The 23,631-nt window shown below is 65.8% G+C and carries 20 protein-coding genes and 1 tRNA gene; 14 read left to right on the top strand and 7 right to left on the bottom strand.

Annotated elements, in window-relative coordinates:
* Position 1: 1 nt before the first annotated feature.
* From ABNX08_RS16105 to ABNX08_RS16095, 3 genes are all read right to left on the bottom strand, one after another.
* On the bottom strand, positions 2–859 hold the full coding sequence (locus tag ABNX08_RS16105) for a sulfurtransferase (RefSeq protein ID WP_349608792.1): 858 nt from the start codon (positions 857–859) through the stop codon (positions 2–4).
* Between the two features lie 50 nt (positions 860–909).
* On the bottom strand, positions 910–1,833 hold the full coding sequence (locus ABNX08_RS16100; protein WP_022536097.1) for a DMT family transporter: 924 nt from the start codon (positions 1,831–1,833) through the stop codon (positions 910–912).
* A gap of 204 nt (positions 1,834–2,037) precedes the next feature.
* Positions 2,038–3,141 carry an SRPBCC family protein gene (locus tag ABNX08_RS16095; protein WP_022536096.1) on the bottom strand — a complete coding sequence of 368 codons (1,104 nt, stop codon included), beginning with the start codon at positions 3,139–3,141 and terminating at the stop codon, positions 2,038–2,040.
* A 381-nt stretch (positions 3,142–3,522) separates the two neighbouring features.
* Here ABNX08_RS16095 and ABNX08_RS16090 point away from each other — a divergent pair, with 381 nt between their 5' ends.
* The 4 genes from ABNX08_RS16090 (at position 3,523) to folE2 (ending at position 7,743) form a co-directional block, all read left to right on the top strand.
* On the top strand, positions 3,523–3,846 hold the full coding sequence (locus ABNX08_RS16090) for an exodeoxyribonuclease VII small subunit (protein ID WP_022536095.1): 324 nt from the start codon (positions 3,523–3,525) through the stop codon (positions 3,844–3,846).
* On the top strand, positions 3,843–4,727 hold the full coding sequence (locus ABNX08_RS16085) for a farnesyl diphosphate synthase (RefSeq protein ID WP_349608795.1): 885 nt from the start codon (positions 3,843–3,845) through the stop codon (positions 4,725–4,727). The genes ABNX08_RS16090 and ABNX08_RS16085 overlap by 4 nt, the downstream gene beginning before the upstream one ends.
* 43 nt (positions 4,728–4,770) lie before the next feature.
* Positions 4,771–6,687: a 1-deoxy-D-xylulose-5-phosphate synthase gene (gene dxs / locus ABNX08_RS16080; RefSeq protein ID WP_022536093.1), complete on the top strand. Its 1,917-nt coding sequence runs from the start codon at positions 4,771–4,773 to the stop codon at positions 6,685–6,687.
* Between the two features lie 252 nt (positions 6,688–6,939).
* A complete protein-coding gene (gene folE2 / locus ABNX08_RS16075; RefSeq protein ID WP_022536092.1) occupies positions 6,940–7,743 on the top strand; it encodes a GTP cyclohydrolase FolE2 in 804 nt (267 codons plus the stop codon).
* Between the two features lie 53 nt (positions 7,744–7,796).
* Here the strand turns inward: folE2 and tsaD are convergent, their stop codons facing one another.
* Complete coding sequence (tsaD, locus tag ABNX08_RS16070) at positions 7,797–8,831, bottom strand: tRNA (adenosine(37)-N6)-threonylcarbamoyltransferase complex transferase subunit TsaD (protein ID WP_022536091.1); 1,035 nt, start codon at positions 8,829–8,831, stop codon at positions 7,797–7,799.
* Between the two features lie 157 nt (positions 8,832–8,988).
* Here tsaD and ABNX08_RS16065 point away from each other — a divergent pair, with 157 nt between their 5' ends.
* The 6 genes from ABNX08_RS16065 (at position 8,989) to ABNX08_RS16040 (ending at position 16,058) form a co-directional block, all read left to right on the top strand.
* A complete protein-coding gene (locus tag ABNX08_RS16065) occupies positions 8,989–10,248 on the top strand; it encodes an NAD(P)/FAD-dependent oxidoreductase (RefSeq protein WP_022536090.1) in 1,260 nt (419 codons plus the stop codon).
* 143 nt (positions 10,249–10,391) lie between these two features.
* Positions 10,392–10,604: a 30S ribosomal protein S21 gene (rpsU, locus tag ABNX08_RS16060; RefSeq protein ID WP_022536089.1), complete on the top strand. Its 213-nt coding sequence runs from the start codon at positions 10,392–10,394 to the stop codon at positions 10,602–10,604.
* A gap of 130 nt (positions 10,605–10,734) precedes the next feature.
* Positions 10,735–11,184, top strand: coding sequence for a GatB/YqeY domain-containing protein (locus ABNX08_RS16055; protein ID WP_349608798.1), 450 nt, complete (start codon positions 10,735–10,737; stop codon positions 11,182–11,184).
* A gap of 202 nt (positions 11,185–11,386) precedes the next feature.
* The gene (dnaG, locus tag ABNX08_RS16050; RefSeq protein WP_022536087.1) at positions 11,387–13,201 is read left to right on the top strand and encodes a DNA primase; all 1,815 of its coding nucleotides are present in this window, start codon (positions 11,387–11,389) and stop codon (positions 13,199–13,201) included.
* A 494-nt stretch (positions 13,202–13,695) separates the two neighbouring features.
* Entirely contained in the window at positions 13,696–15,969 is a 2,274-nt protein-coding gene (gene rpoD, locus ABNX08_RS16045; protein WP_041681117.1) for an RNA polymerase sigma factor RpoD, read from the top strand.
* A 10-nt stretch (positions 15,970–15,979) separates the two neighbouring features.
* Positions 15,980–16,058 (top strand) — tRNA-Ile (locus ABNX08_RS16040).
* A gap of 77 nt (positions 16,059–16,135) precedes the next feature.
* Here ABNX08_RS16040 and ABNX08_RS16035 read toward each other — a convergent pair.
* A complete protein-coding gene (locus ABNX08_RS16035; RefSeq protein WP_051369914.1) occupies positions 16,136–16,849 on the bottom strand; it encodes a GntR family transcriptional regulator in 714 nt (237 codons plus the stop codon).
* 171 nt (positions 16,850–17,020) lie between these two features.
* Between ABNX08_RS16035 and ABNX08_RS16030 the strand changes: the two genes are divergently transcribed.
* The 4 genes from ABNX08_RS16030 to ABNX08_RS16015 all read left to right on the top strand — a co-directional run bounded on the left by ABNX08_RS16030 (position 17,021) and on the right by ABNX08_RS16015 (position 21,573).
* A complete protein-coding gene (locus ABNX08_RS16030) occupies positions 17,021–17,752 on the top strand; it encodes an alpha/beta fold hydrolase (protein WP_022536084.1) in 732 nt (243 codons plus the stop codon).
* Between the two features lie 21 nt (positions 17,753–17,773).
* Positions 17,774–19,039, top strand: coding sequence for an iron-containing alcohol dehydrogenase (locus ABNX08_RS16025; RefSeq protein WP_022536083.1), 1,266 nt, complete (start codon positions 17,774–17,776; stop codon positions 19,037–19,039).
* Between the two features lie 169 nt (positions 19,040–19,208).
* Positions 19,209–20,588 (top strand): MFS transporter, encoded by a 1,380-nt coding sequence (locus tag ABNX08_RS16020; RefSeq protein ID WP_022536082.1) that lies wholly within the window; start codon positions 19,209–19,211, stop codon positions 20,586–20,588.
* A gap of 178 nt (positions 20,589–20,766) precedes the next feature.
* Positions 20,767–21,573 (top strand): hypothetical protein, encoded by an 807-nt coding sequence (locus tag ABNX08_RS16015; RefSeq protein WP_022536081.1) that lies wholly within the window; start codon positions 20,767–20,769, stop codon positions 21,571–21,573.
* Positions 21,574–21,620: 47 nt separating this feature from the next.
* Here ABNX08_RS16015 and ABNX08_RS16010 read toward each other — a convergent pair whose 3' ends face one another.
* Together ABNX08_RS16010 and ABNX08_RS16005 are read right to left on the bottom strand one after the other, a co-directional pair.
* Positions 21,621–22,391 carry an enoyl-CoA hydratase/isomerase family protein gene (locus ABNX08_RS16010; protein WP_022536080.1) on the bottom strand — a complete coding sequence of 257 codons (771 nt, stop codon included), beginning with the start codon at positions 22,389–22,391 and terminating at the stop codon, positions 21,621–21,623.
* A 23-nt stretch (positions 22,392–22,414) separates the two neighbouring features.
* Positions 22,415–23,617 carry a CoA transferase gene (locus ABNX08_RS16005; RefSeq protein WP_041681549.1) on the bottom strand — a complete coding sequence of 401 codons (1,203 nt, stop codon included), beginning with the start codon at positions 23,615–23,617 and terminating at the stop codon, positions 22,415–22,417.
* Positions 23,618–23,631 lie beyond the last annotated feature (14 nt).

The following is a 23,631-nucleotide window of genomic DNA, read 5'->3' as shown; positions in this document are numbered from 1 at the left end:
TTCAGTCAGCGCCCGTCGCTACCGGGCGTGCCGGGTCGGCGCACCATTCGCTCCACGATCCCGGGTAGAGCGCCGCCCCGCCCAGGCCCGCCGCTTCCAGCGCCAGCAGGTTGTGGCAGGCCGTGACGCCCGAGCCGCACTGCATCACCACCTCCGCCGGGGTTCGCTCGCCCAGCACCGCGCCGAACTCCGCGCGCAGCGTCTCGGCCGGCTTGAAGCGGCCGTCGGCCCCCAGGTTGTCCTTGAAGAAGCGGTTGGCCGCGCCGGGGATATGGCCGCCGACCGGGTCCAGCGTCTCGTTCTCGCCGCGGAAGCGGTCGGGGGCGCGCGCATCCACCACCAGCAGCCTGGCGTTGTCCAGGTTGCTGACCAGAGCCGCCGCGTCGACGGTCGGCACCAGCGACTTGCGGCGCGTGACCTTGCCGGGGAACTCCGGCTCCGGCGTGGCCTCGTGCTCCAGCGGCAGGCCGGCCTTGACCCAGGCATCCTTGCCGCCATCGAGCACGGCCACGGCATCGTGGCCGATCCAGCGCATCAGCCACCACAGGCGCGCGGCGAACATGCCGCCCTGCGCATCGTAGGCCACCACCGGGGTATCGTCGTCAATGCCCAGCGCCTGCAGGCGCGCGACGAAGTCGTCGGCGTCGGGCAGCGGGTGGCGGCCGTTGCGGCCGGTCTTGGGGCCTGACAGTTCATTGTCCAGGTGCAGGTAGAAGGCGCCGGGCAGGTGGCCGACGTGATATGCCTCGCGGCCGGCGGCCGGGTTGGCCAGGTCGAAGCTGCAGTCGATCACGGCACAGCGGCCGGGTCCGGCCAGCAACGATTGCAGCGCGGTGACGGAAATCAGCGGTTTCTGCATGGGAATCCTGTAGCGATCGATGGACGGGTAGGACGGGATCAAAAGGGATGCTACACCTCGGGATGCACTTCCGCCTCGGCCGACTTGACCGGCGTGGCGGGCGTGGGTTTGGCACTGGTGCCTTCACGCGCGCGCATCAGCGTGGTGGCGATGCCGCTGGCGACGATCAGCGCCATGCCCAGCCATGACAGCCAGTTGAGCTTGTCGGACCAGATCAGCATGCCCCATACGCTGGAGAACACGATGCCGGCGTACTGCAGGTTGGCCGTCAGCAGGGTGTTGCCGCGCTTGTAGGCGCGCGTCATCGCGGTCTGGCCGAGCGTGGCCAGCACGCCGATGGTCAGCAGCAGGCCCACGCCGTACCAGGTGTGCTGGCTGGTGCCGCCCAGCAGCATCCACACCAGGCCGGCGACCATGCCCACCAGCGAGAAATAAAACACGATGCGGCCCTCGGGCTCACCCAGCTGGCCGAGCTGGCGCACCTCGACATAGGCCAGTGCGGTGAATACGCCTGAGATCAGCCCGACCAGGCCGCCGGTGAGCTGGTCCTTGCCGACCGAGGGCTGCAACAGGCAGATCACGCCGGCGAAAGACATCAGGATCGCCACCACCAGGCGCCGGTCGGCGGTGCCGCCGGTGCCGGCCAGCGTCGCGCTCGCGCCCAAGATCAGCGCCATCCACACCGGCGACATGTAGTTCAGCGTCATCGCCGTGGCCAGCGGCAGCAGCGAGATCGAGGTGAACCACAGCATCAGCGAGGTCACGCCGAACACGCTGCGCTTGATATGCGACAGCATGTGAGGCGTGCGCACCGAGACGCCGCGCGAGGACAGCAGCACCCACATGATCACCACGCTGATCAGGCCGCGGTAGAAGACGATTTCGCCGGTGGTGTAGTGGTCGGATGCCAGCTTGACGCCCACCCCCATCAACGAAAAGGCGAAGGCGGCGAACAGCATCCAGAGCGATTGCATGGCGAGGGCTTGGCGAAGCGTGCGTAAGGAGAGAGGTACTGCGCGCGAGCGGGGCTTCATCGCGGCCCCGCGCCGCGGAACGAACTGGCGCGGCAGCATGCGCTGGCCGTCGCCGGACGATGATTCTAGCAGCGCACATCGGACCGCAATGCAAAACGGACCGCGGTGGCGGTCCGTCGTTGCTTGCGCTGTGCGGTTATCGCACTAGCCCGCGTAGGCCATGGCGCGGCGGTACCACTCATGGAAGTGCTGCATGCCATCTTCCATCGGCGACTGGTACGGGCCGGTCTCGCTGGTGCCGCGCTTGAGCAGCGCCAGGCGCCCGGCGTCCATGCGCTCGGCGATCTCGTCGTCCTCGATGCAGGTTTCCATGTAGGCGGCGCGCTCGGCCTCGACGAACTCGCGCTCGAACAGCGCGATTTCCTCGGGGTAGTAGAACTCGACCACATTGCGCGTCTTGCGCGGGCCGACCGGGTGCAGCGTCGAGATCACCAGCACGTTCGGGTACCACTCCACCATGATGTTAGGGTAGTAGGTCAGCCAGATCGCGCCGTGCCTGGGCAGTACGCCGTTATTGAAGCGCAGCACCTCGTCGTGCCATTTCTGGTACGTCGGGCTGCCGGGACGCTTCAGGCCGGCATGCAGGCCCACGGTCTGCACGCTGTGCCACTCGCCGAACTCCCACTTGAGGTCGTCGCAGGACACGAAGCTGCCCAGCCCCGGATGGAACGGCACGACGTGGTAGTCCTCGAGGTAGACCTCGATAAAGGTCTTCCAGTTGTAGTCGCACTCGTGCACCTCGACATGGTCCAGCATATAGCCGTCGAAGTTCAGGTCCTTTGCCACGCCCAGCCTGGCCAGGTCGGCGCGCACGTCGCGCTTGCCGTCGAACAGCAGGCCGTTCCAGTTCTGCAGCGGCGAGCGCTTCAGGTGCAGGCAGGGTTGCTGGTCGAAATGCGGCGCGCCGAGCAGGTCGCCCTTGAGGTCATAGGTCCAGCGGTGCAGGGGGCAGACGATGTTCTGCGCATTGCCGCGACCATTGAGCATGATGGCCTGGCGGTGGCGGCAGACATTGGACATCAGTTCGACACCGGCGGCATTGCGTACCAGCATGCGGCCTTCGTCCTCGGCCTTGAGCGTGTGGTAGTCGCCGACTTCGGGAACCATCAGCTCGTGGCCGACGTAGCCCGGGCCATTCCTGAACAGCAGTTCGAGTTCTTGTTGATGCAGCGCTTCGTCGAAATAGACGCCGACGGGCAGTTGCGTATCAGCCGGCGCCAGATTGAGCGCGGTGCTGAGATTGGACATTATCCCCACTCCCAGATGAACAGGTGAAAGCAGTGAACAACCCAACCATCGAAAATTGAATCGATTTGGGAAAGACTTCCGCCAGGTCGGCAACGTCCGGTAGCCCCCTGGCGGCGAGGGGGAGATTGTACCCGAGCCAAAAAGTTAAGGGACTGATTTTTTTGCCTTTTTAGCGAAAAAGTCGACCCGGGTCGTCATCGGGGTGCCGTACCGGGCGCATTCGGAAAGACGACCCGAGCGCACAAGTCACATATGCCCCAAAGGCACTCATCGGAGCTTGCACTGCGGATGCGCAAGGATGGGGCAAGGGCCGGCTTTGGCGTAAAATCCGGGCTTCCCCATCCGGGTTTCCCCCGGGGTTCCTTATTTCCAGGGCCAGACATGCCAAAAACGACGACCGCTCCGGTCCAGACCGACGACACCACCGCGGCTTCCGCGCCGCCCGCTTCCTACGAAGCCGCGATGGCCGAGCTCGAGACCCTGGTGGCCAGCATGGAGAGCGGTGAGCTGCCGCTGGAGGCGTCGCTGGCGGCCTACCGCCGCGGCGCCGAACTGGTGCGCTACTGCCAGCAGAAGCTGGAGCGCGTGGAGCAGCAGGTCAAGGTGCTGGAAGGCGATGTGCTCAAGCCGCTGGCCGGAGAGGGCAATGGCGGTAACGGTGCCAATGGTGGCGGCGGCCGCGGGCTGGAGGGGGACGACGAATGAGCGACTTCGCCCAATGGATGCAGGCGCAGGGCGCCCGGACTGAAGCCGCGCTGCAGGCAGCGTTGCCCGATGCCAACACCGTGCCGCATACGCTGCACGAGGCGATGCGCTATGCTGCACTGAGCGGCGGCAAGCGCGTGCGGCCGCTGCTGGTGCACGCCGCCGGCGAGGTAAGCGGGGCCGATCCGGCCGCCTGCGATGCCGCGGCCTGCGCGGTAGAGATGATCCACGCCTACTCGCTGGTGCACGACGACATGCCCTGCATGGACGACGACGACCTGCGCCGCGGCCGTCCCACCGTGCACAAGGCCTATGACGAGGCCACTGCGCTGCTGGTGGGCGACGCGCTGCAGACCCAGGCCTTTATCGTGCTGGCCGGCGCCGAGGCCGTGGCGCCCGCGGCGCGGCTGAAGCTGGTGGCCGAGCTGGCGCTGGCGTCGGGCTCGACCGGCATGGCCGGGGGCCAGGCGATCGACCTGCAGAACGTGGGCCGCGCGATGACGCGCGACGCGCTCGAGGCGATGCACCGCATGAAGACCGGCGCGCTGTTGCGCGCGAGCGTGCGCATGGGCGCGCTGTGTGGTGAAATCGACGCGCAGGGATTGGCCGCGCTGGACCGGTACGCGGCGGCGGTGGGATTGGCGTTCCAGGTGGTTGACGATATTCTGGACGTCATTGCGGATACGGCCACGCTGGGCAAGACCGCCGGCAAGGACGCCGCGCACGACAAGCCGACCTACGTGTCGCTGATGGGGCTGGCAGCGGCGCGCGAACTGGCCGGGGCATTGCGCGCCGACGCTCACCAGGCGCTGGCTGGCTTTGGGGGCCGCGCGGCCCGCCTGGCGGACCTGGCGGACCTGATCGTGCTGCGCACACACTGAAATGAAGAGCCGGACGCAAGAAACCGGCGGCCGAACGGACATCATGACCTACGCACTCCTCAAGAAGATTGACGCCCCCGCAGACCTGCGCAAGCTCGACCGGCGCGAGCTCCAGACCCTGGCGGAGGAATTGCGCGCCTATGTACTGGAGGCGGTTTCCCAGACCGGCGGCCACCTGTCATCCAACCTCGGCACGGTCGAGCTGACCATCGCGTTGCACTACGTCTTCAACACCCCGGACGACCGGCTGGTGTGGGACGTGGGCCACCAGAGCTACCCGCACAAGATCCTGACCGGGCGCCGCGAGCGCATGGGCACGCTGCGCCAGTGGGGCGGCATCTCGGGCTTCCCGCGTCGCAGCGAGAGCGAGTACGACACCTTTGGGACCGCGCATTCGTCGACCTCGATCTCGGCCGCACTCGGCATGGCGCTGGGCGCGCGCACGCTGGGCGAGCAGCGCGTCTCGGTGGCGGTGATCGGCGACGGCGCGATGACCGCGGGCATGGCCTTCGAGGCCCTGAACAACGCCGGCGTGTACAAGGACCTGCCGCTGGTGGTGGTGCTCAACGACAACGACATGTCGATCTCGCCGCCGGTGGGCGCGCTCAACCGCCACCTGGCGCGGCTGCTGAGCGGCCAGTTCTATGCGGCCACCAAGAAGGGCATCGAGAAGGTGCTGTCGGTGGCACCGCCGGTGCTGGAGTTCGCCAAGCGCTTCGAGGAACACGCCAAGGGCATGATGGTGCCGGCCACGCTGTTCGAGGAATTCGGCTTCAACTACATCGGCCCGATCGACGGGCATGACCTGAACTCGCTGGTGCCGACGCTGCAAAACATCCGTCAGCGCGCGCTGGAGGGCGCCGGCCCGCAGTTCCTGCACGTGGTCACCAAGAAGGGCCAGGGCTACAAGCTGGCCGAGGCCGACCCGATCCTGTATCACGGCCCGGGCAAGTTCAACCCGGCCGAGGGCATCCGCCCGGCGGCCAAGCCGGCGCGCAAGACCTATACGCAGGTGTTCGGCGAGTGGCTGTGCGACATGGCCGCCGCCGACAAGCGCCTGGTCGGCATTACCCCCGCCATGCGCGAAGGCTCGGGCATGGTGGAGTTCGAGAGGCGCTTCCCGGATCGTTATTACGACGTCGGCATCGCCGAGCAGCACGCGGTGACCTTTGCCGGCGGCCTGGCCTGCGAAGGCCTGAAGCCGGTGGTGGCGATCTATTCGACCTTCCTGCAGCGCGGCTATGACCAGCTGATCCACGACGTGGCGCTGCAGAACCTGTCGGTGGTATTCGCGCTCGACCGCGCCGGACTGGTGGGCGCGGACGGCGCCACGCACGCCGGCGCCTACGATATCGCCTACCTGCGCTGCATCCCCAACATGATGGTGATGACGCCGTCCGACGAGAACGAGTGCCGTCAGTTGCTGACCACGGCATTCCACCAGTCGGGCCCGAGCGCCGTGCGCTATCCGCGCGGCTCCGGCCCGGGCGCGGCGATTGCCGCCGAACTGACCGGCGTGCCGGTCGGCAAGGGTGTGGTGCGCCGCGAGGGCGCTGCGCGCGCGGGTCATCGTGTCGGCTTCCTGGCGTTCGGCTCGATGCTGCATCCGGCCATGGGCGCCGCCGAAGTGCTTGACGCCACCGTGGCCGACATGCGCTTCGTCAAGCCGCTCGACGTGGAACTGGTCAAGCGCCTGGCCGCGGAGAATGACTTCCTGGTAACGGTGGAAGAGGGCAGCGTGATGGGCGGCGCCGGCAGCGCGGTGCTCGAAGCGCTGGCCGAAGCCGGCATCGACATCCCGGTGCTGGTACTGGGCCTGCCCGACCGCTTCGTCGACCACGGCGACCCGGCCTACCTGCTGCAGCAATGCGGGCTGGACGCCGCTGGTATCGAGCGTTCGGTGCGCGAGCGCTTCGGCCTGGACCAGCCCAAGGTCACGGTCGCTTCGCGCGTGGCGTGATCCACCGCTTGCAGGTGACGCCGGTGTGCCGGTGATCACCTGCTCCGCAATAGGGGATCCGGGGCGCTGCACCACGAGTGCGTCCGAATTCCCTTAAACTCCCCCTTTTTGTGTTCGCAGCTGCGGGTCGGCGTGCCATATGCCGGGTCCCGTGGTTTCACACTCGTTGCGCGGCATGGATGGACTGCGAAAATGCCGCGACCGTAAGGAGCTGTGCCGCCCCGTTTGGCGCAGCCCTGGAGGAAACCGTAGATGAATGACATCAATCCCGCCTTCGTGATGCCCGACGTCCAGTCGAGCCTCGACACCCGCCAGATCCCCATCCAGCGCGTCGGTGTCAAGGGCGTGCGATATCCCGTGACCCTGAAGACCCCGACCGGCGTGGTGCCGACCGTGGGCACCTTCAACCTCGACGTGCACCTGCCGGCGGACCAGAAGGGCACGCATATGTCGCGCTTCGTCGCGCTGCTGGAAGAAGAGCGAGAGCCGCTGGAACTGGCGAGCTTCCGCCTGCTGCTCGACAAGATGCTGGAAAAGCTTGAAGCCGAGGCCGGCCGCATCGAGGTCACCTTCCCGTACTTCATCAGCAAGATCGCGCCGGTGTCGGGCGTGCAGTCGCTGCTGGACTATGAGGTCACGCTGACCGGCGAAGTGCGCAATGGCGCCACGCGCGTGTTCCTGAAGGCGCTGGTGCCGGTGACCAGCCTGTGCCCGTGCTCGAAGAAGATCTCGCAATATGGCGCGCACAACCAGCGCTCGCATATCACCATGGACGTGGAGCTGGCCGATGATCTGCCGGTGGAAGCACTGGTGCGCATGGCCGAGGAAGAGGCTTCGTGCGAGCTGTGGGGTTTGCTCAAGCGTCCGGACGAGAAGTTCGTTACCGAGCGTGCTTACGAGAACCCCAAGTTCGTCGAGGACCTGGTGCGCGATATCGCGATGCGCCTGAATGCGGACGATCGCATCGTCGCCTATGTGCTGGAGGCGGAGAACTTTGAGTCGATCCACAACCACAGCGCGTATGCGGTGATCGAGCGCGACAAGCGCGTCGACTGATCGGGTTGTCGCAGAGATTGAAAAAGCCACCGCGGTGGCTTTTTTCTTTGGTGTCAGGCTGCGGACGGCAGCCTGATATCTGCCAGGTCCCAGCGCGGTGTCACGCCATAACCATAATCGCGCCGCGCCAGCTCCGGCGCTGCCTGCAAACGCATCGCCCCGGCAAACGCGATCATCGCGCCGTTGTCCGTGCAAAACGCCAGGTCCGGGTAATACACCTCGATCTTGCGCTGCTTGCCAAGCTGGTCCAGTCGCTCGCGCAACTGCCGGTTGGCGCCCACGCCGCCGGCCACCACCAGCCGCTTGTGACCGGTCTGCTTGAGCGCCGCCATCGACTTGGCGGCAAGGACGTCGACAATCGCATCGACAAAGGCACGCGCCAGGTTGGCCCGATCCTGCTCGCAGGTATTGGAGAGCTTGCGCGTCTGCGTCAGCACCGCGGTCTTTAAGCCCGCAAACGAGAAATCCAGGTTGCCTGAATGCAGCATCGGCCGCGGCAACGCAAACGCGCCGGGCGTGCCGAATTCCGCCATCCGCGACACTTCCGGGCCGCCCGGATAGCCCAGGCCGAGCAGCTTGGCAGTCTTGTCGAAGGCCTCGCCCGCGGCATCGTCCAGCGTCTCGCCCAGCAACGTGTAATCGCCAATGCCGCGCACATCCATCAGTTGCGTATGCCCGCCCGACACCAGCAGCGCCACAAACGGGAACGGCGGGGGCTCAGGCGTCAGCAGTGGCGACAGCAGGTGGCCTTCCAGGTGGTGCACGCCGACCATCGGCACGTTCAGCGCAAAGCCCAGCGCATTGGCCACCGAGGCGCCGACCAGCAGCGCGCCGGCCAGCCCCGGGCCCTGGGTGAAGGCGATGGCGTCGATGTCCTTGCGCGCGCGGCCGGCCTCGGCCAGCACTTGCTCCAGCAGCGGCAGCACACGCCGGATATGGTCGCGCGAGGCCAGTTCGGGGACCACGCCGCCATAGTCGCGGTGCATGGCGATCTGCGAGTGCAGCGCATGCGAGAGCAGGCCGGCCTCGGTGTCGTAGAGGGCCAGCCCGGTTTCGTCGCAGGAAGATTCGATGCCGAGGACAAGCATGGGTGAGGAGCATACGGCCGTCCCGATCAAGGAAACGGCTGTGGAAACAACAGGTTGCAGGAAGCGCGCAGGGTAGCACAGCGGCGCGCTGCGTGCTTTTCGCTACAATCTGCCCTTTCTTGAGCGGTGGCAACACAATGGATTTGCGAGGCGTGCGATGAGCGGGGTGGCAACGACCCGGACGGGCCGGTACGACGTGGCCGTGCTGGGCGCGGGTGCGGCCGGCATGATGTGCGCCGCCGTAGCCGGCCAGGGCGGCGCACGCGTGGTGCTGATCGACCATGCCACCAAGCTCGCCGAAAAGATCCGCATCTCGGGCGGCGGCCGCTGCAATTTCACCAACCTGCAGGCCGGGCCCGCCAACTATCTGTCATCCAATCCGCACTTCTGCCGCTCGGCGCTGGCACGCTACACGCCGCAGGATTTCCTCGACCTGATGCGCCGGTACGGCATCGCCTGGCACGAGAAGCACCGCGGCCAGCTGTTCTGCAACGACAGCGCGGAAGACGTGATCGCCATGCTGCATGCCGAATGCGACACCGGCCATGTGCGCTGGCAGACCGGCTGCACCGTGGCCGAGATCCGGCGCGAGGGCGACGACTTCCTGCTGCTGACCTCGACCGGCACGGTGCGCGCCGGGGCCGTGGTGGTGGCCACGGGCGGGCTGTCGATCCCCAAGATCGGCGCCACCGACTTCGGCTACCGCATCGCCCGGCAATTCGGCCTGGGTATCGTCGAAACCCGGCCCGCACTGGTTCCGCTGACCTTCGACGGCAAGGACTGGGCGCCGTTCGCGCCGCTGGCCGGAGTCTCGCTTGAAGTCGACGTCGCCACCGCCAGCGGCAAAACCGCCGGCGCCTTCCGCGAGGATTTGCTGTGGACGCACCGTGGCCTGTCGGGCCCCGCCGTGCTGCAGATCTCCAGCTACTGGCGCCCGGGCACGCCGATCGCCATCGACCTTTTCGACGGCGAGGACGCCGCGGCCTGGCTGCTCGAGCAGAAGGGCGGCAGCCGCAAGCACCTGGGCAACCTGCTGGCGCAACGGCTGCCGGCGCGACTGGCCGATGCCTGGTGCGCGGCGTCGGGCGTGGATGCCACGCTGCCGCTGCACGATATTACGGACAAGGCACTGCGCAAGCTCGGGGCCACGCTCAATGACTGGCGCATCATGCCGTCCGGCACCGAGGGTTATCGCAAGGCCGAGGTGACGATCGGAGGCGTGGATACGCGCGCCTTGTCATCGACGACGATGATGGCTCGCGACGTGCCTGGCCTGTATTTCATCGGTGAGGTAGTCGACGTGACCGGGTGGCTGGGCGGCTACAACTTCCAGTGGGCGTGGGCGTCCGCGGTGGCGGCCGGGGAGGCGGTAGCCGAGGCGGCACGGACGTCGGCCGCAGGGCAGTCGGTGGCATGAGCAGCCGGGCTGTCTGGTGGAAATGCGGCGCAAACGGCATGTCGTCAGTGTCCGTTGCGCGCCACTTCCGCTAAAGATCGTTGGTGCTACAATCCGAGGCTTCGTAAAGCCGCTTATCCCGAAAATTCCCATTTTCCGGCCAAATGACCACGATCCGTCTCAAGGAAAACGAGCCTTTTGAAGTCGCTATGCGCCGTTTCAAGCGCACCATCGAGAAGAGCGGGCTGATTCCCGAACTTCGGGCCCGCGAGTATTACGAAAAGCCCACCGCCGCGCGCAAGCGCACGAAGGCTGCCGCCGAAAAGCGCCACTACAAGCGTATCCGCAGCCAGATGCTGCCGAAGAAGCTGTACTGACCCGGCGCCTTCCGCTTGCATCCGACCCGCTGTGGCGTACGCTTCGGCGGGTTTTTGCGTTCTGGGACCCTTGCAGCGCGCGGCCACCGCCACCACCTGTGAGTGTCCACCCACTTTCTGGAAGATCACGATGTCCCTCAAAGCCCGTATCAGCGAAGACATGAAGACCGCCATGCGCGCCCGCGAAACGGATCGCCTCGGCACCATCCGCCTGCTGCTGGCCGCGATCAAGCAGCGCGAGGTCGACGAGCGCGTGGAACTGGACGATACCGCCGTGCTGGCCGTGGTCGAAAAACTGATCAAGCAGCGCAAGGACTCGATCTCGCAATTCCAGCAGGCCGGCCGCACCGACCTGGCCGACAAGGAACTGGCCGAGGTCGAAGTGCTCAAGGTCTACATGCCTGCGGCGTTGTCGGACGATGAAGTCGCCGCCGAGGTGCAGCAGGCCGTGGCCGCCACCGGCGCCGCCGGTCCGCAGGACATGGGCAAGGTCATGGGCGTCCTCAAGGCCAAGCTGGCCGGGCGCGCCGACATGACCGCCGTGTCGGCCCTGGTCAAGGCCGCGCTGACTCCGAAGTAAATGCTGATTTAATCGGTTGTAAGCGTGATGAATGCCGGATCAAAGAGGTTCGGCGCAGATGCACGGAGTTGAAAACAAGTCCGGGCGGCCTTATCGTCGCTGCACTACAATAATCCGATAGCAACCGGGCGCGCACCGGTCACGCATTCCTAGAAAAACGCCGCCCGCCGCGGGACGGCCATGCCTCAGGACGGTCAGTCGGGTGATTCCGCAATCCTTTATTCAGGACCTGCTCAACCGTGTCGACATTGTCGATGTGGTGGGAAAGTACGTACAGCTGAAGAAGGGCGGCGCCAATTTCATGGGGCTGTGCCCCTTCCATAACGAGAAGTCCCCGTCATTTACGGTATCGCCGACCAAGCAGTTCTATCACTGCTTCGGCTGCGGCGCCCACGGCTCGGCCATCGGCTTCCTGATGGAGTACTCGGGCCAGTCCTACCCGGAGGCAGTGCGCGAACTGGCCCAGTCGGTCGGCATGTCCGTGCCGGAAGAGCGCGACCGGCTGCCGCCGGGCCAGCGCGCCGAGCAGCAAGCCCGTTCGGTGGCGTTGTCCGATGCTATGAGCCGAGCGACCGACTTCTACCGCCGCCAGCTGCGCAGCGCACCGCAGGCGATCCAGTACCTGAAGGGCCGCGGGTTGACCGGGGAGATCGCCGCGAACTTCGGCCTCGGCTATGCCCCGGACGACTGGCAGGGCCTGGAGGCCGTGTTCGGCAGCTATCGTGACGACAACATTGCCGCCCCGCTGGTCGAGGCCGGCCTGCTGATCGAAAGCGACAAGCGCGATGCGGACGGCAAGTCGCGCCGCTACGACCGCTTCCGCGACCGCATCATGTTCCCCATCCGCAACACCAAAGGGGCCGTGATCGGCTTCGGCGGCCGCGTGATGGGGCAGGGCGAGCCCAAGTACCTGAACTCGCCCGAGACCCCGCTGTTCAGCAAGGGCACGGAACTGTACGGGCTGTTCGAGGCCCGTCACGCCATTCGGGAAACCGGCTACGTGCTGGTGGTCGAAGGGTATATGGACGTCGTGGCGCTGGCCCAGCTCGGTTTTGCCAATGCCGTTGCCACCCTCGGCACGGCGTGCACCCCTGTGCATGTGCAGAAGCTGCTGCGCCAGACCGACGCGGTGGTGTTCTCGTTCGATGGTGACGCGGCCGGGCGCCGCGCCGCGCGGCGCGCGCTGGAAGCCTGCCTGCCGCATGTGGCGGACAACAAGACCATCCGCTTCCTGTTCCTGCCGGCCGAGCACGATCCGGACAGCTATGTGCGCGAAGAGGGTACCGATGCCTTTGCCGCCCAGGTGCGCAATGCCATGCCGCTGTCGCGGTTCTTGCTGCAATCGGTGACCGAAGAACTGGACATGCGCCAGCCGGAAGGCCGCGCCCGTGCCCAATATGAGGCCAAGCCGCTGCTGCAGGCAATGCCCTCCGGCGGGTTGCGGCTACAGATTGTGCGTGAACTTGCCGATGCCACGGGTACGACACCTGCGGAGATCGAGGCAATCTGCGGCCTGCGCAGCGATCCGTCCCGGGTGGGCCGCTTTGAAAAACCGCGCCCGCGCGCGCGGCGCCAGGCCCCGACCGGGCTCGAGCAGCGGGTGATCCAGCTGCTGATGTGCTACCCGGCGCTGTCGGCCCGGCTCGACGAGGATGCCCGCGCGCTGCTGCTCGACGGCGAGACCGGCGGTGAAAGCGAGGTGCTGGCGCACCTGGTGTCGGCGTGTGACGCAATCCAGGGCGAGGTCAACTTTGCGGCCTTCAGCGAACATCTGGCCCAGTCGCTCTACGCTGAAGTGTATGCCGGGGCGCGCACCGCGGTGTTGCGGGAAGAGATCGAGGAAGCACCCGCGACCCAGGAATTCGATGCGGCCATCACCAAGCTGCTGGCCGAGCCGCTCCGGCGCGAACTCGACGGACTGCAGGCGGAAGTGGTGGCCGGCACGGCCGATGAGGCGGGCAAGCAGCGCATGCGCTGGCTGGTGAGTGAAATCCACCGGCGGCGCCAACTTGGCTGAGGCGCCGCTGGGCGCACTGGCTATCACACTGGCTATCAACCAGGAGGCAGCAGTAAGCGTTGAATGAGGGGCTGGGCCGGCACCGCCGAGCTTAAGCCTTGATTTTTCAGGTGAAAACCTCACCTGACCGGAAGCTGGCTATCTGTGGCGTGCTACAATAGCCGGTTTGGATTGCGAAATCTTTCTTCCCAGTTCTGGTGAAAGTGAGCGTGCCAATGGCAAAGGCCAAAGCAACCGAAACGGTTACCTCGAAAGCTCCCCAATCAGGGAGCGGCAAGGCGTCTGTGAAAACAACGGCGGCGAAGACATCGACCGCGTCAGTCAAGACACCAGCCCGGTCTGCGCCATCAAAGTCCGCGCGTAGCGTTGCAAAGACGCCCGCCGAGACGACTCACACCAGGACTCGCACATCCAAGGAAACACAGGCCTCGACTTCGGCACGCGAGAGCGGCAAGAGCGCCAGTACGAGCGGCAAGGTCGCCGCATCTGCACCAGTGAAAGGCAAGAGTATCACCGTGGCGAAACAGCAGAATACCGAAGTCGAGAGCAAGCGAGCGGCAGCAGCCGGCGCCAAGAGCGGAACCGCCAAGGCGGACACCACCGCGACGGCGTCCAAGGCGCGCGCCGCGACACCTGCATCCGTTGCATCCGAGCGTCCCGCTGCGCCGGCAATCAAGCCGGAGCCGAAAAAGCGTGGCCGCAAGCCCAAGGCCGGGATGCAGCACGACGACAGCACAACAGACGACGTGACTGAAGAGTTTTACGAGAACGATATGCCGGCGGCGACCCCCACCGCGGCACCGAAGACCGAAAAGCAGAAGGCCAAGGACCGCAAGGCCAAGGAAAAGGCCCTGCTCAAGGAGTTCGCCTCGACCCAGCAGGGCACCGAGGAAGAGCTCGAGCTGCGTCGCCAGAAGCTGAAGGCGCTGATCAAGCTGGGCAAGTCGCGCGGCTACCTGACCTACGCGGAAATCAACGATCACCTGCCGGACGACATGGTCGATTCGGAAACGATCGACACGCTGGTCGCCACGCTGAACGACATCGGCATCGCTGTCTACGAACAGGCGCCGGATGCCGAGACGCTGCTGCTCAACGACAATGCCCCGTCGGCAACCAGCGAAGAAGAAGCCGAGGAAGAGGCCGAAGCGGCCCTGTCCACGGTGGACTCCGAGTTCGGCCGCACCACCGACCCGGTGCGCATGTACATGCGCGAAATGGGCACGGTCGAGCTGCTGACGCGCGAAGGCGAAATCGAGATCGCCAAGCGCATCGAGGCCGGCCTGAAGGACATGGTGATGGCGATTTCGGCTTGCCCGGTCACCATCTCCGAGATCCTCGCCCACGCCGAGCGCGTCGCCAGCGACGAGATCAAGATCGACGAATTCGTCGACGGCCTGATCGACCCGAACGCCGACGAAGCCCCTGAAGCGCCCGCGGCCCCGGCCGCGGCGTCTGACGAAGAGGATATCGAGTCCGACGACGAAGAGGAAGGCGACGAGGACGATGACGACGAAGGCGGCGCCGGCGCTGGTGCCTCCGCCCGCCAGCTCGAAGAGCTGAAGCAGAACGCGCTGGAGAAATTCCGCGTGATCGCCGAGCAGTTCGACAAGATGCGCCGCGCGTTCGAGAAGGACGGCTACAACTCCAAGCCCTACGTCAAGGCGCAGGAAGCGATCCAGGCCGAGCTGATGGGCATCCGCTTCACCGCCCGCAATGTCGAGCGCCTGTGCGACACGCTGCGCGGCCAGGTGGACGAAGTGCGCAAGCTCGAGCGTTCGATCCTGAATATCGTGGTCGACAAGTGCGGCATGCCGCGCTCGGAATTCGTCGCCCGCTTCCCGGGCAACGAGACCAACCTCGAGTGGATCAACACCGTGGTGGCCGACGGCAAGGGCTACAGCGGCATTGTCGAGCGCAACGTGCCGGCCGTGCACGAACTGCAGCAGAAGCTGATCGACCTGCAGTCGCGCGTGGTGCTGCCGCTGAAGGAACTGAAGGGCGTCAACCGCAAGATGGCCGAGGGCGAGCGTCGTGCCCGCGAAGCCAAGCGCGAGATGACCGAGGCCAACCTGCGCCTGGTAATCTCGATCGCCAAGAAGTACACCAACCGCGGCCTGCAGTTCCTCGACCTGATCCAGGAAGGCAACATCGGCCTGATGAAGGCGGTGGACAAGTTCGAATACCGCCGCGGCTACAAGTTCTCGACGTACGCCACGTGGTGGATCCGCCAGGCCATCACGCGCTCGATCGCCGACCAGGCGCGCACCATCCGTATCCCGGTGCACATGATCGAGACGATCAACAAGATGAACCGCATCTCGCGCCAGATCCTGCAGGAAACCGGCAATGAGCCGGATCCGGCAACGCTGGCCGAGAAGATGGAGATGCCGGAAGACAAGATCCGCAAGATCATGAAGATCGCCAAGGAACCGATCTCCATGGAAACGCCGATCGGTGACGACGACGACTCCCATCTGGGCGACTTCATCGAGGACACCAACACGCTGGCCCCGGCCGAAGCGGCGCTGCACGGCTCCATGCGCGACGTCGTCAAGGACGTGCTGGACTCGCTGACGCCGCGCGAAGCCAAGGTGCTGCGCATGCGCTTCGGCATCGAAATGAGCACCGACCACACGCTGGAAGAGGTCGGCAAGCAGTTCGACGTCACGCGTGAACGGATCCGCCAGATCGAGGCCAAGGCACTGCGCAAGCTGCGCCACCCGAGCCGCTCGGACAAGCTGAAGAGTTTCCTGGAAGGCAACTAAACGCTTCCAAGGGCCTCTAGCTCATGCCTGGTTAGAGCAGCGGACTCATAATCCGTTGGTGCCGTGTTCGACTCACGGGAGGCCCACCAATGCAATTGAAAAGGGGTTACGGTGAATGCCGTAACCCCTTTTTCTATTCCCGCGTGCGTGAGCGAAGGGCAGCCGGTCAGCGCCGATCGCCCAGTACCGTAGCCCGCGTGAAATCCTCGATATTGTCCAGCAGCGCATCCAGCGCCTTGCCCGCTCCGTCGATATCCCCCTTGGCAATGGCCGCCGCCACATTGGCATGCAGCTTGGCCATCTGCGGCAGGTCCGCAGCTTCCTTGTAGTGCAGATACCAGAAGCGTCGAGACAGCCCGTGCATCAACCGCATCGCGCCTTCGGCAAACTCGTTGCGCGCGGCGGCCAGGCATAGCTCATTGAACTCGCGGTCGGCGCGCACGAAGGACACATCGTCGCCGTTCTTGGCGGACTGCGCGAATTCCGTGGCCAGGCGCTTGAAGTGCGCGCGTTCGTCGGCGTTGGCGCGGCGCGCGGCGCTGCGGCAGATCAGCCGTTCGACTTCGCGGCGGGTTTCCAGCAGCCGCAGTTGCTTGCCCACGTCGATGGGCGGCACCAGCAGGCCCCGTTGCGGCAACACGACCACCAGGTGCTCGCGCGCCAGGCGCTGGATGGCTTCGCGGATCGGCGTGCGCCCGATGCCGGTCATCTCGCTCAGTTGCAGTTCCGAGATCGATGAGCCGGGCGCCAGCCGCAGCGTGATGATCGCTTCCTCGATCTGTTCGTAGGCGAGGTCGGTCAGCCGGCCGCGCAGTCCGGGGGTCTGCTCGGCCGCTTCGTCCTCGGCCGGAGGCGGGGCTGCCTTATTGCGGGTTGCCATCTTGCCAGTGCCAGTCATTGCGGTCGGTAGTGTGCGCAGGTTGTCAATTGTATATGACGTTCCGGGCAGTTCCCCCGCGGGGAGGGTAAGGGCGGCGTTCGTATTCTTCATTGCCATATTTCCGTCTGCTGCTATGATACAACTAATATATTAGATGGACGGCAGAGGGATATGGATATTTTGCGAAGCGGTGAGGGGCCGGTGCGCGTGGTGGCGGTGCACGGCATCCAGGGTACCAACGCCGCGTGGCTGCCGCTGGCGCAGGCGCTGCGGCGCGAATGCCGCTTTGTGCTGCCGAACCTGTGGGGACGCGGGGACGCAGCCCGACCTGTGTCGCCGACCGATTGCACGCTGGAGAGCTATGCGGCCATGCTGCGCGCGGTGATCGAGGCCGAGGCGGGTGACGAACCCTACGTGCTGGCAGGCTGGAGCATGGGCGTGTCGGTGGCACTGTGCCTCGCGGCGCAGTCCCTTCGCGACGGACGCGGTCCCAGCGGCCTGCTGCTGCTGTCCGGTTCGCCGCAACTGACTTCGGCGCGGTGGTTCCGGGCCACCGACGAGCCGCATTTGCTGGCCGAGATCGCGGCGCGCGAGCGGCGCCTGGGGCTGGCGCAGGCGGCCGACCACCAGACCGTGGCCTGGACCTGGCAGGCACTGCGCATCACCGACCAGCGCGGCCGGCTGCCGTCGCTGCGCCTGCCCGCGCTGGTTGTGCATGGCGAAGCTGATGACGATTGCCCGGCTCAGCATGCCCGCGCGCTGGCCGCAGGCCTGCCCGAGGCCAGCCTCGTGATGCTGCCCGGCGCTGGCCACGGCATCCTGGCCGCCAATACCGCAGATGTCGCCGCTGCCGTGCGCGCGCACTTGCCGCGGCTCGCCGCTGCGACACCTACTGCCGCCTGAACGTTTCCCAAGGAGTCATCGATGAGAGTTGAGGACCTGGTGTTCTTCTGCGCGCCTTCGCGCCTGATCGTCGGCCCTGGCACGCGTGCCGGCCTGCCCGCGCTGCTGGCGCAACTTGGCTATCGCAGCGGGGTGCTGGTGACGGATACGTTTTTCACCAGCCAGACCCCGTGGGTGAAGGAGTACGTCGAAGCCGCGCGGGCCCTGGGCATCGAGACCGTGGTCTACGACGGCGGCATCCCCGATCCCACCACCACGCTGTGCGACGACGCCACGGCCTCGGTGCGTGCGCGCCTCGCCGGTCGCGCGCCGGATCATGTGATCGCGCTGGGGGGCGGCAGCAATATCGACCTGGCCAAGGCGCTGTGCCTGACCTTACCAGCAGGACGCGCCATCGGCGCATTTGCCGGCACCATCGATGGTGCCACGCCGGTGCTGCCGCTGGTGGCGTTGCCGACCACCGCCGGCACCGGCTCCGAAGCGACGCCCGGCGCCATCCTGGTCGATCCCGCCAACGCCACCAAGATCGCCGTGATGGACAACCGGCTGCGCCCGGGCATTGCGCTGGTCGATCCCGAGTTCACCTACACCTGCCCGCCGCGCGTTACCGCCGACGCCGGCATCGATGCGCTGACCCATGCAATCGAGTCCTACCTGACCATCGATTCCTTCGCCTATGACCGTGCCGGCAATCCCGATCCCGGCTACAGCGGCCGCAACGGCATCACCATGCTGTTCGCGCGCGAGTCGATCCGCCTGTGCGCGCGCTACCTGCTGCGTGTGTACCGGGACGGCAGCGATACCGAGGCGCGCGTGGGGATGGCCTACGCCAGCCTCTATGCGGCACTCTCGTATGGCAGCGCCGGGCTTAACGCGGTCCATGGCATTGCGTACGGCGTGGCGGGCATCACGCACAAGTCGCACGGCAGCACCAATGCGGTGGTGCTGCCCTATGTGCTCGACGCACTCGCGCAGGAACGGCGTGCCGAACTGCTGGAAGTGGCGGACCTGTTCGGCATCGTGCAGGGTAGCGAAGCCGAGCGGGTGGCGCGCCTGCCGTTGGTGATCCGCGAGCTGGTGGAGGCGCTCGGCATTCCAGGCACCCTGGCCGACTTCGGCATCGCCCAGGAACAACTTCCTTCACTGGTGCACGACGCGCTGGGCGTCGCGCGACTGGCCAAGGCACTCCCGGTGGCGGACGTGCCGCAGTGCTACAGCAAGATCATCCACGACGCCTGGCACGGCACGCTGCACGCCGAGACCGGCAACGCACGACAGGCGGCCTGAGCGGCACGCGGGGGGCCTTGCATAGGCCCGCCCCCAAAAATCCCATCGCTGCCCCTCACGGGGTTTTCCCTGAAACCCAATGTTTATCACTTGCATGCTTCTGAGATGCAACTAATATATTAGCTAGATGGCGCCCCCGATGCCGTCATAGACCACACAGGAGACAGACATGGATATGTCGGCAGGCAGCCTCAGGCTGAGCGCCGGGATCGCTGCCCGGTTGGAACGCTTGCCCATGACGGGCTACCAGCGTTCATTGTTTGGCATCATCGCCACGGCATGGTTCTTCGATTCGATGGACCTCGGGCTGATGACCTTCGTGCTCGGCTCGATCAAGGCCGAGTTCGGGCTCAGCGCGGCGCAGGCCGGCCTGCTGGCCAGCGCCAGTTTCCTCGGCATGTTCGCCGGCGCGGCCTCGGCCGGCATGCTGGCGGACCGCTTCGGGCGCAAGCCGGTATTCCAGATCAGCATGATCTTCTGGGGCGTGGGCAGCCTGATGTGCGGGCTGGCTGACAGCGTGACGGCGCTGATGCTCTACCGCGTGCTGCTCGGCTTCGGCATGGGCATGGAATTCCCGATCGGGCTGTCGATGGTGTCGGAGATCGTCCCGGCAAAGAGCCGGGGCAAGTACGTTGCAATCCTTGAAGGCTTCTGGCCCATCGGCTTTATCGCGGCGGGCGTGCTGACGTACTTCCTGCTGCCGGTGATCGGCTGGCGTGGCATCTTCATTGCCCTGTCGGTGCCGGCGGTCTTTGTCTTCGTGGTACGCCGCCGCGTGCCCGAGTCGCCGCGCTGGCTCGAGGAAGTGGGGCGTGACCGCGAAGCCGACCACATCATGGCGAACATCGAGCACCACGTGCAACGCGCCAGCGGCAAGCCGCTGCCGCCGGTTGACGATACCTTCGCCCCGCCGCAGCGGCGTGCGCGCAAGGCGCTGTTCGCCGAGCTCTGGCACGGCCCCTACGCAAAGCGCACGCTGATGCTGTGGGCGGTCTGGTTCTTTGCGCTGCTCGGCTACTACGGCCTCACCACCTGGCTCGGTGCGCTGCTGCAGCAGGCCGGCTATGCCGTCACCAAGTCCGTGCTGTACACGGTCTACATCTCACTGGCAGGCATTCCCGGCTTCCTGTTCTCGGCCTGGTTGCTGGAGAAGTGGGGGCGCAAGCCGACCTGTGCCTTGATGCTCATCGGCAGCGCGCTGGCTGCGTATGCCTACGGCCAGGCCGCCGTGCACCGGCTGCCGGTCGAGCAGCTGATTGCCGCCGGGCTGTGCATGCAGTTCTTCCTGTTCGGCATGTGGTCGGTGCTGTACGCCTATACACCGGAGCTGTATCCCACGCGGTCGCGCGGCACCGGCTCGGGCTTTGCCTCATCGATCGGTCGGGTGGGATCGCTTGCCGGCCCCTACCTGGTGGGCGTGCTGCTCCCGGTTGCGGGGCAGGGCGGCGTGTTCACGATGGGGGCGCTGTCGTTTGCGGTCGCGGCCGTTGTCGTGCTGCTGTTCGGCGTCGAGACCAAGGGCAAGGCGCTGGAGGAAGTCTCGAACTAGCCCACCGCAGTTCCCCTGAGATGGCCCCTGGCGCAAGACAGGGGCCTTTGCTTTTGGTGCGCTGGCCGTGGTCTGCGAGCGCCAGCAAATCGGCCCTGCAAAAATCCCCCACGCGCCTTGACAGGGCGTGATATCCGACTAATATATTAGTTACGTATCATCAAACGAGGAGACAGCCATGATGACCGAACGGCAGCGCAAATTCCGCGAACAGTACAAGGCCGATATCAGCCCGCTCTACAACGGCCTGCTGCATATCGTGGTGATCTACGGCGTCGGCGCCGCCGCGCTGTATTACGCCTTCGGGCAACTGCAGCACGCCGCCTGGGAATGGGCGCTGGTGCTGCCGGTGTTCCTGGCCGGCAATTTCGTCGAATGGGCGATGCACAAGTACGTGATGCACCGCCGGATCGACGTGTTCGCGCTGCGCGCCATCTACGAGCGCCATACGCGCCAGCACCACCAGTACTTCACCGATGAAGAGCCGACCATCGATACCACCCGCGAATTCCGCATCGTGTTCTTCCCGTGGCGGGTGCTGACCACGCTCGGCGTAGGCGGCGGTGCGCTCGGCTACCTGGCCTCGGTGCTGCTCAACAGCAATGCCGGCTGGGTCGTGTTCATGACGATGGTGGCGCAGTACCTGGTCTACGAGACCTTCCACTACTGCTGCCACGTGCATGAGAACTGGTTCGTGCGCAACATGCCCTTTGTCAACACGATCCGCCGCCACCACACCGCACATCACAACATGGGCATCATGATGAAGTACAACATGAACCTCACGTTCCCGATCGCCGACTGGTTCATGGACACCAGCGACCTGCGCCGCGGCCTGGCCGGCCACCTGTTCAACGGCTACAGCGAGAAGCACGTCAAGGAGGAGCTCAAGCCCATCATCCGCAAGTTCCGCCACGACCATTCGCGCGTCACGCTGGATGGTCCTGAGCTGACCGATGACGAACGCAGCGTGATGGCCGCATGAGTGTATCCACCGCATGCGAACCCTCCCTGGTTGGCTGATCTATCCTGTCAGGCGCCCCACACGGGGCGCCGCTTCTCCATAAAGGCAGCTATCCCTTCCCTGGCATCGTCGGTCGCCGCGACCTGGCAAAACGTATCGACCGCATACGACACGCCGCGGCGATAGCCGCTGTCAACGGCGCGATGGAAGGCGGCGCGACCCATCTGCATGGCCGTTGTCGATTTGCCCACCAGCGTCGCTGCCAGCGCGCGCGCTTGCGCGAGCACGTCCTCGTCTTTCACCACACGGTTCACCAGGTGCATGGCCTGCGCTTGCGCCGCGTCAAACGCGCGCCCGGTGAACAGGAGGTCGAACGCCACGTGCCGGCCGACGATGCGCGGCAGATGCGTGAAGTGGATCGCCGGCAGCATGCCGACGTCGATCTCCGGATAGCCAAAGGTGGCGCTTTCCGCGGCCACGATCAGGTCGCAGGAGATCGCTAGCGTCATGCCGCCACCACGCGCCGCGCCGCTGATCGCCGCGATGGAGGGTTTGCCGAGGTTGTATTGGGCATCGCATAGCTGGACGTAGAGCTTGTCGAGCAGGGTATGGACCTCGGACGGCGATGCGCCTTGCAGGGCTGCGATGTCGAGCCCCGCGCAGAAGCGGCCAGGTACGGCGCTGGCAATGATCACCGCACGCGCGCTATCGTCTGCGGCGGCTTGCGCCAATGCATCCAGCAGGGCACCGATCATCGGAATCGTCAGTGCATTGACGGGTGGATTGTCGAGCAGGATCTCCGCGACATGGTTGCGCACGGTGTAAGAAAGAAGAGGCATGAGTGCTCCAGGTTGTTCAGGCTTCAGGCAGAGGGCGTGCTGGTAGCGACGGCGCCTGCTTGTGTCAGGCGGGCGATGTCTTCCGGATCGTAGCCAGCCTCATGGAGGATGGCTTTCGTGTGTTCGCCAAGCAGCGGCGCGGTGCGCCGGGCAGTGCGCGGCGCCTGCCCGAACCGGATAGGCAGCCCCACGTTCTTGACAGTGCCGAGAACCGGATGCTGTGAAGAGACGATCAGCCCGCGCGCCTGCACCTGAGGATGGTTCAATGCCTGATCCAGGGTATTGATCGGCGAACACGCAACGCCGGCCTGCCGAAGGCCGTTGAGCCAGAAGTCCAAGGGCTTGCGGGCAACGCGGTCCTGCACCAGCGCCACGGTACGCGCGAAATTCCTGACGCGGTCGGCGTTGGTGGCGAAATCCGGGTGATCCACCCAGTCGTCCAGCTCTGCCACGGCGCAGAAGCGGCGCCATTGCGCGTCGTTGCCGACGCCGAGCATGAGCGGCCCGTCGGCGGCCTCGAACGCCTGGTAAGGCGACATCGACGGGTGCGCGGTCCCCATTTTCTGCGGCACGGCGCCCGTGCGCCAATAATTCTGCGCCATGTAGCCCATGAAGCCGAGCGCGGTTTCCATCAGCGCCACTTCCACATAGACGCCCTTGCCGGTCGCCTGGCGCTCGATCAGGGCAGCCAGGATGCCGCTGAGCGCGTGCATGCCTGTGCCAATGTCCACGGGTGAGAAGCTGGCGCGCGCATAGCTTCCTCCGGGTTCCCCCATCGTGCTGATCATGCCGCTGAATGCCTGCAGCATGACGTCATAGCCTGGCTCGTGTCCGAGCGGCCCGTCACGGCCGTAGCCGGAGATCTCGCAGTAGATCATCCGCGGATTGAGGGCGCGCAGGGTTTCGTAGTCCACACCCAGCTTCGCCGCGGTGCCGCCGCCGAAACCCTGCAGTACCACGTCTGACTGCGCCGCGAGGCGCTGTACCACCTCGCGGCCAGCCTCGCTCTTCAGGTCCACGGCGATGCTGCGCTTGTTGTGGTTGACGGACAGGAACACGGCCGACTGCCCGGCTTCCTGGGGCAGCCAGGCGCGGGTATCGTCGCCCTTGCCGATCGGCTCCACCTTGGTCACGTCCGCGCCAAGCTCGCCCAGGTACTGGCCGCACAGCGGTCCGGCCAGGACTTTGCTCAGGTCCAGGACGCGGATGCCTTTCAATGGTTGCATGGTGACTGGTCCGT

Origin of the sequence: Cupriavidus sp. DF5525 (genome assembly GCF_040149425.2) — a bacterium.
Taxonomy (GTDB): domain Bacteria; phylum Pseudomonadota; class Gammaproteobacteria; order Burkholderiales; family Burkholderiaceae; genus Cupriavidus; species Cupriavidus pickettii_A.
The sequence above is the reverse complement of the archived record's forward strand: the minus strand, read 5'-3'. Positions and strand labels throughout refer to the sequence as shown.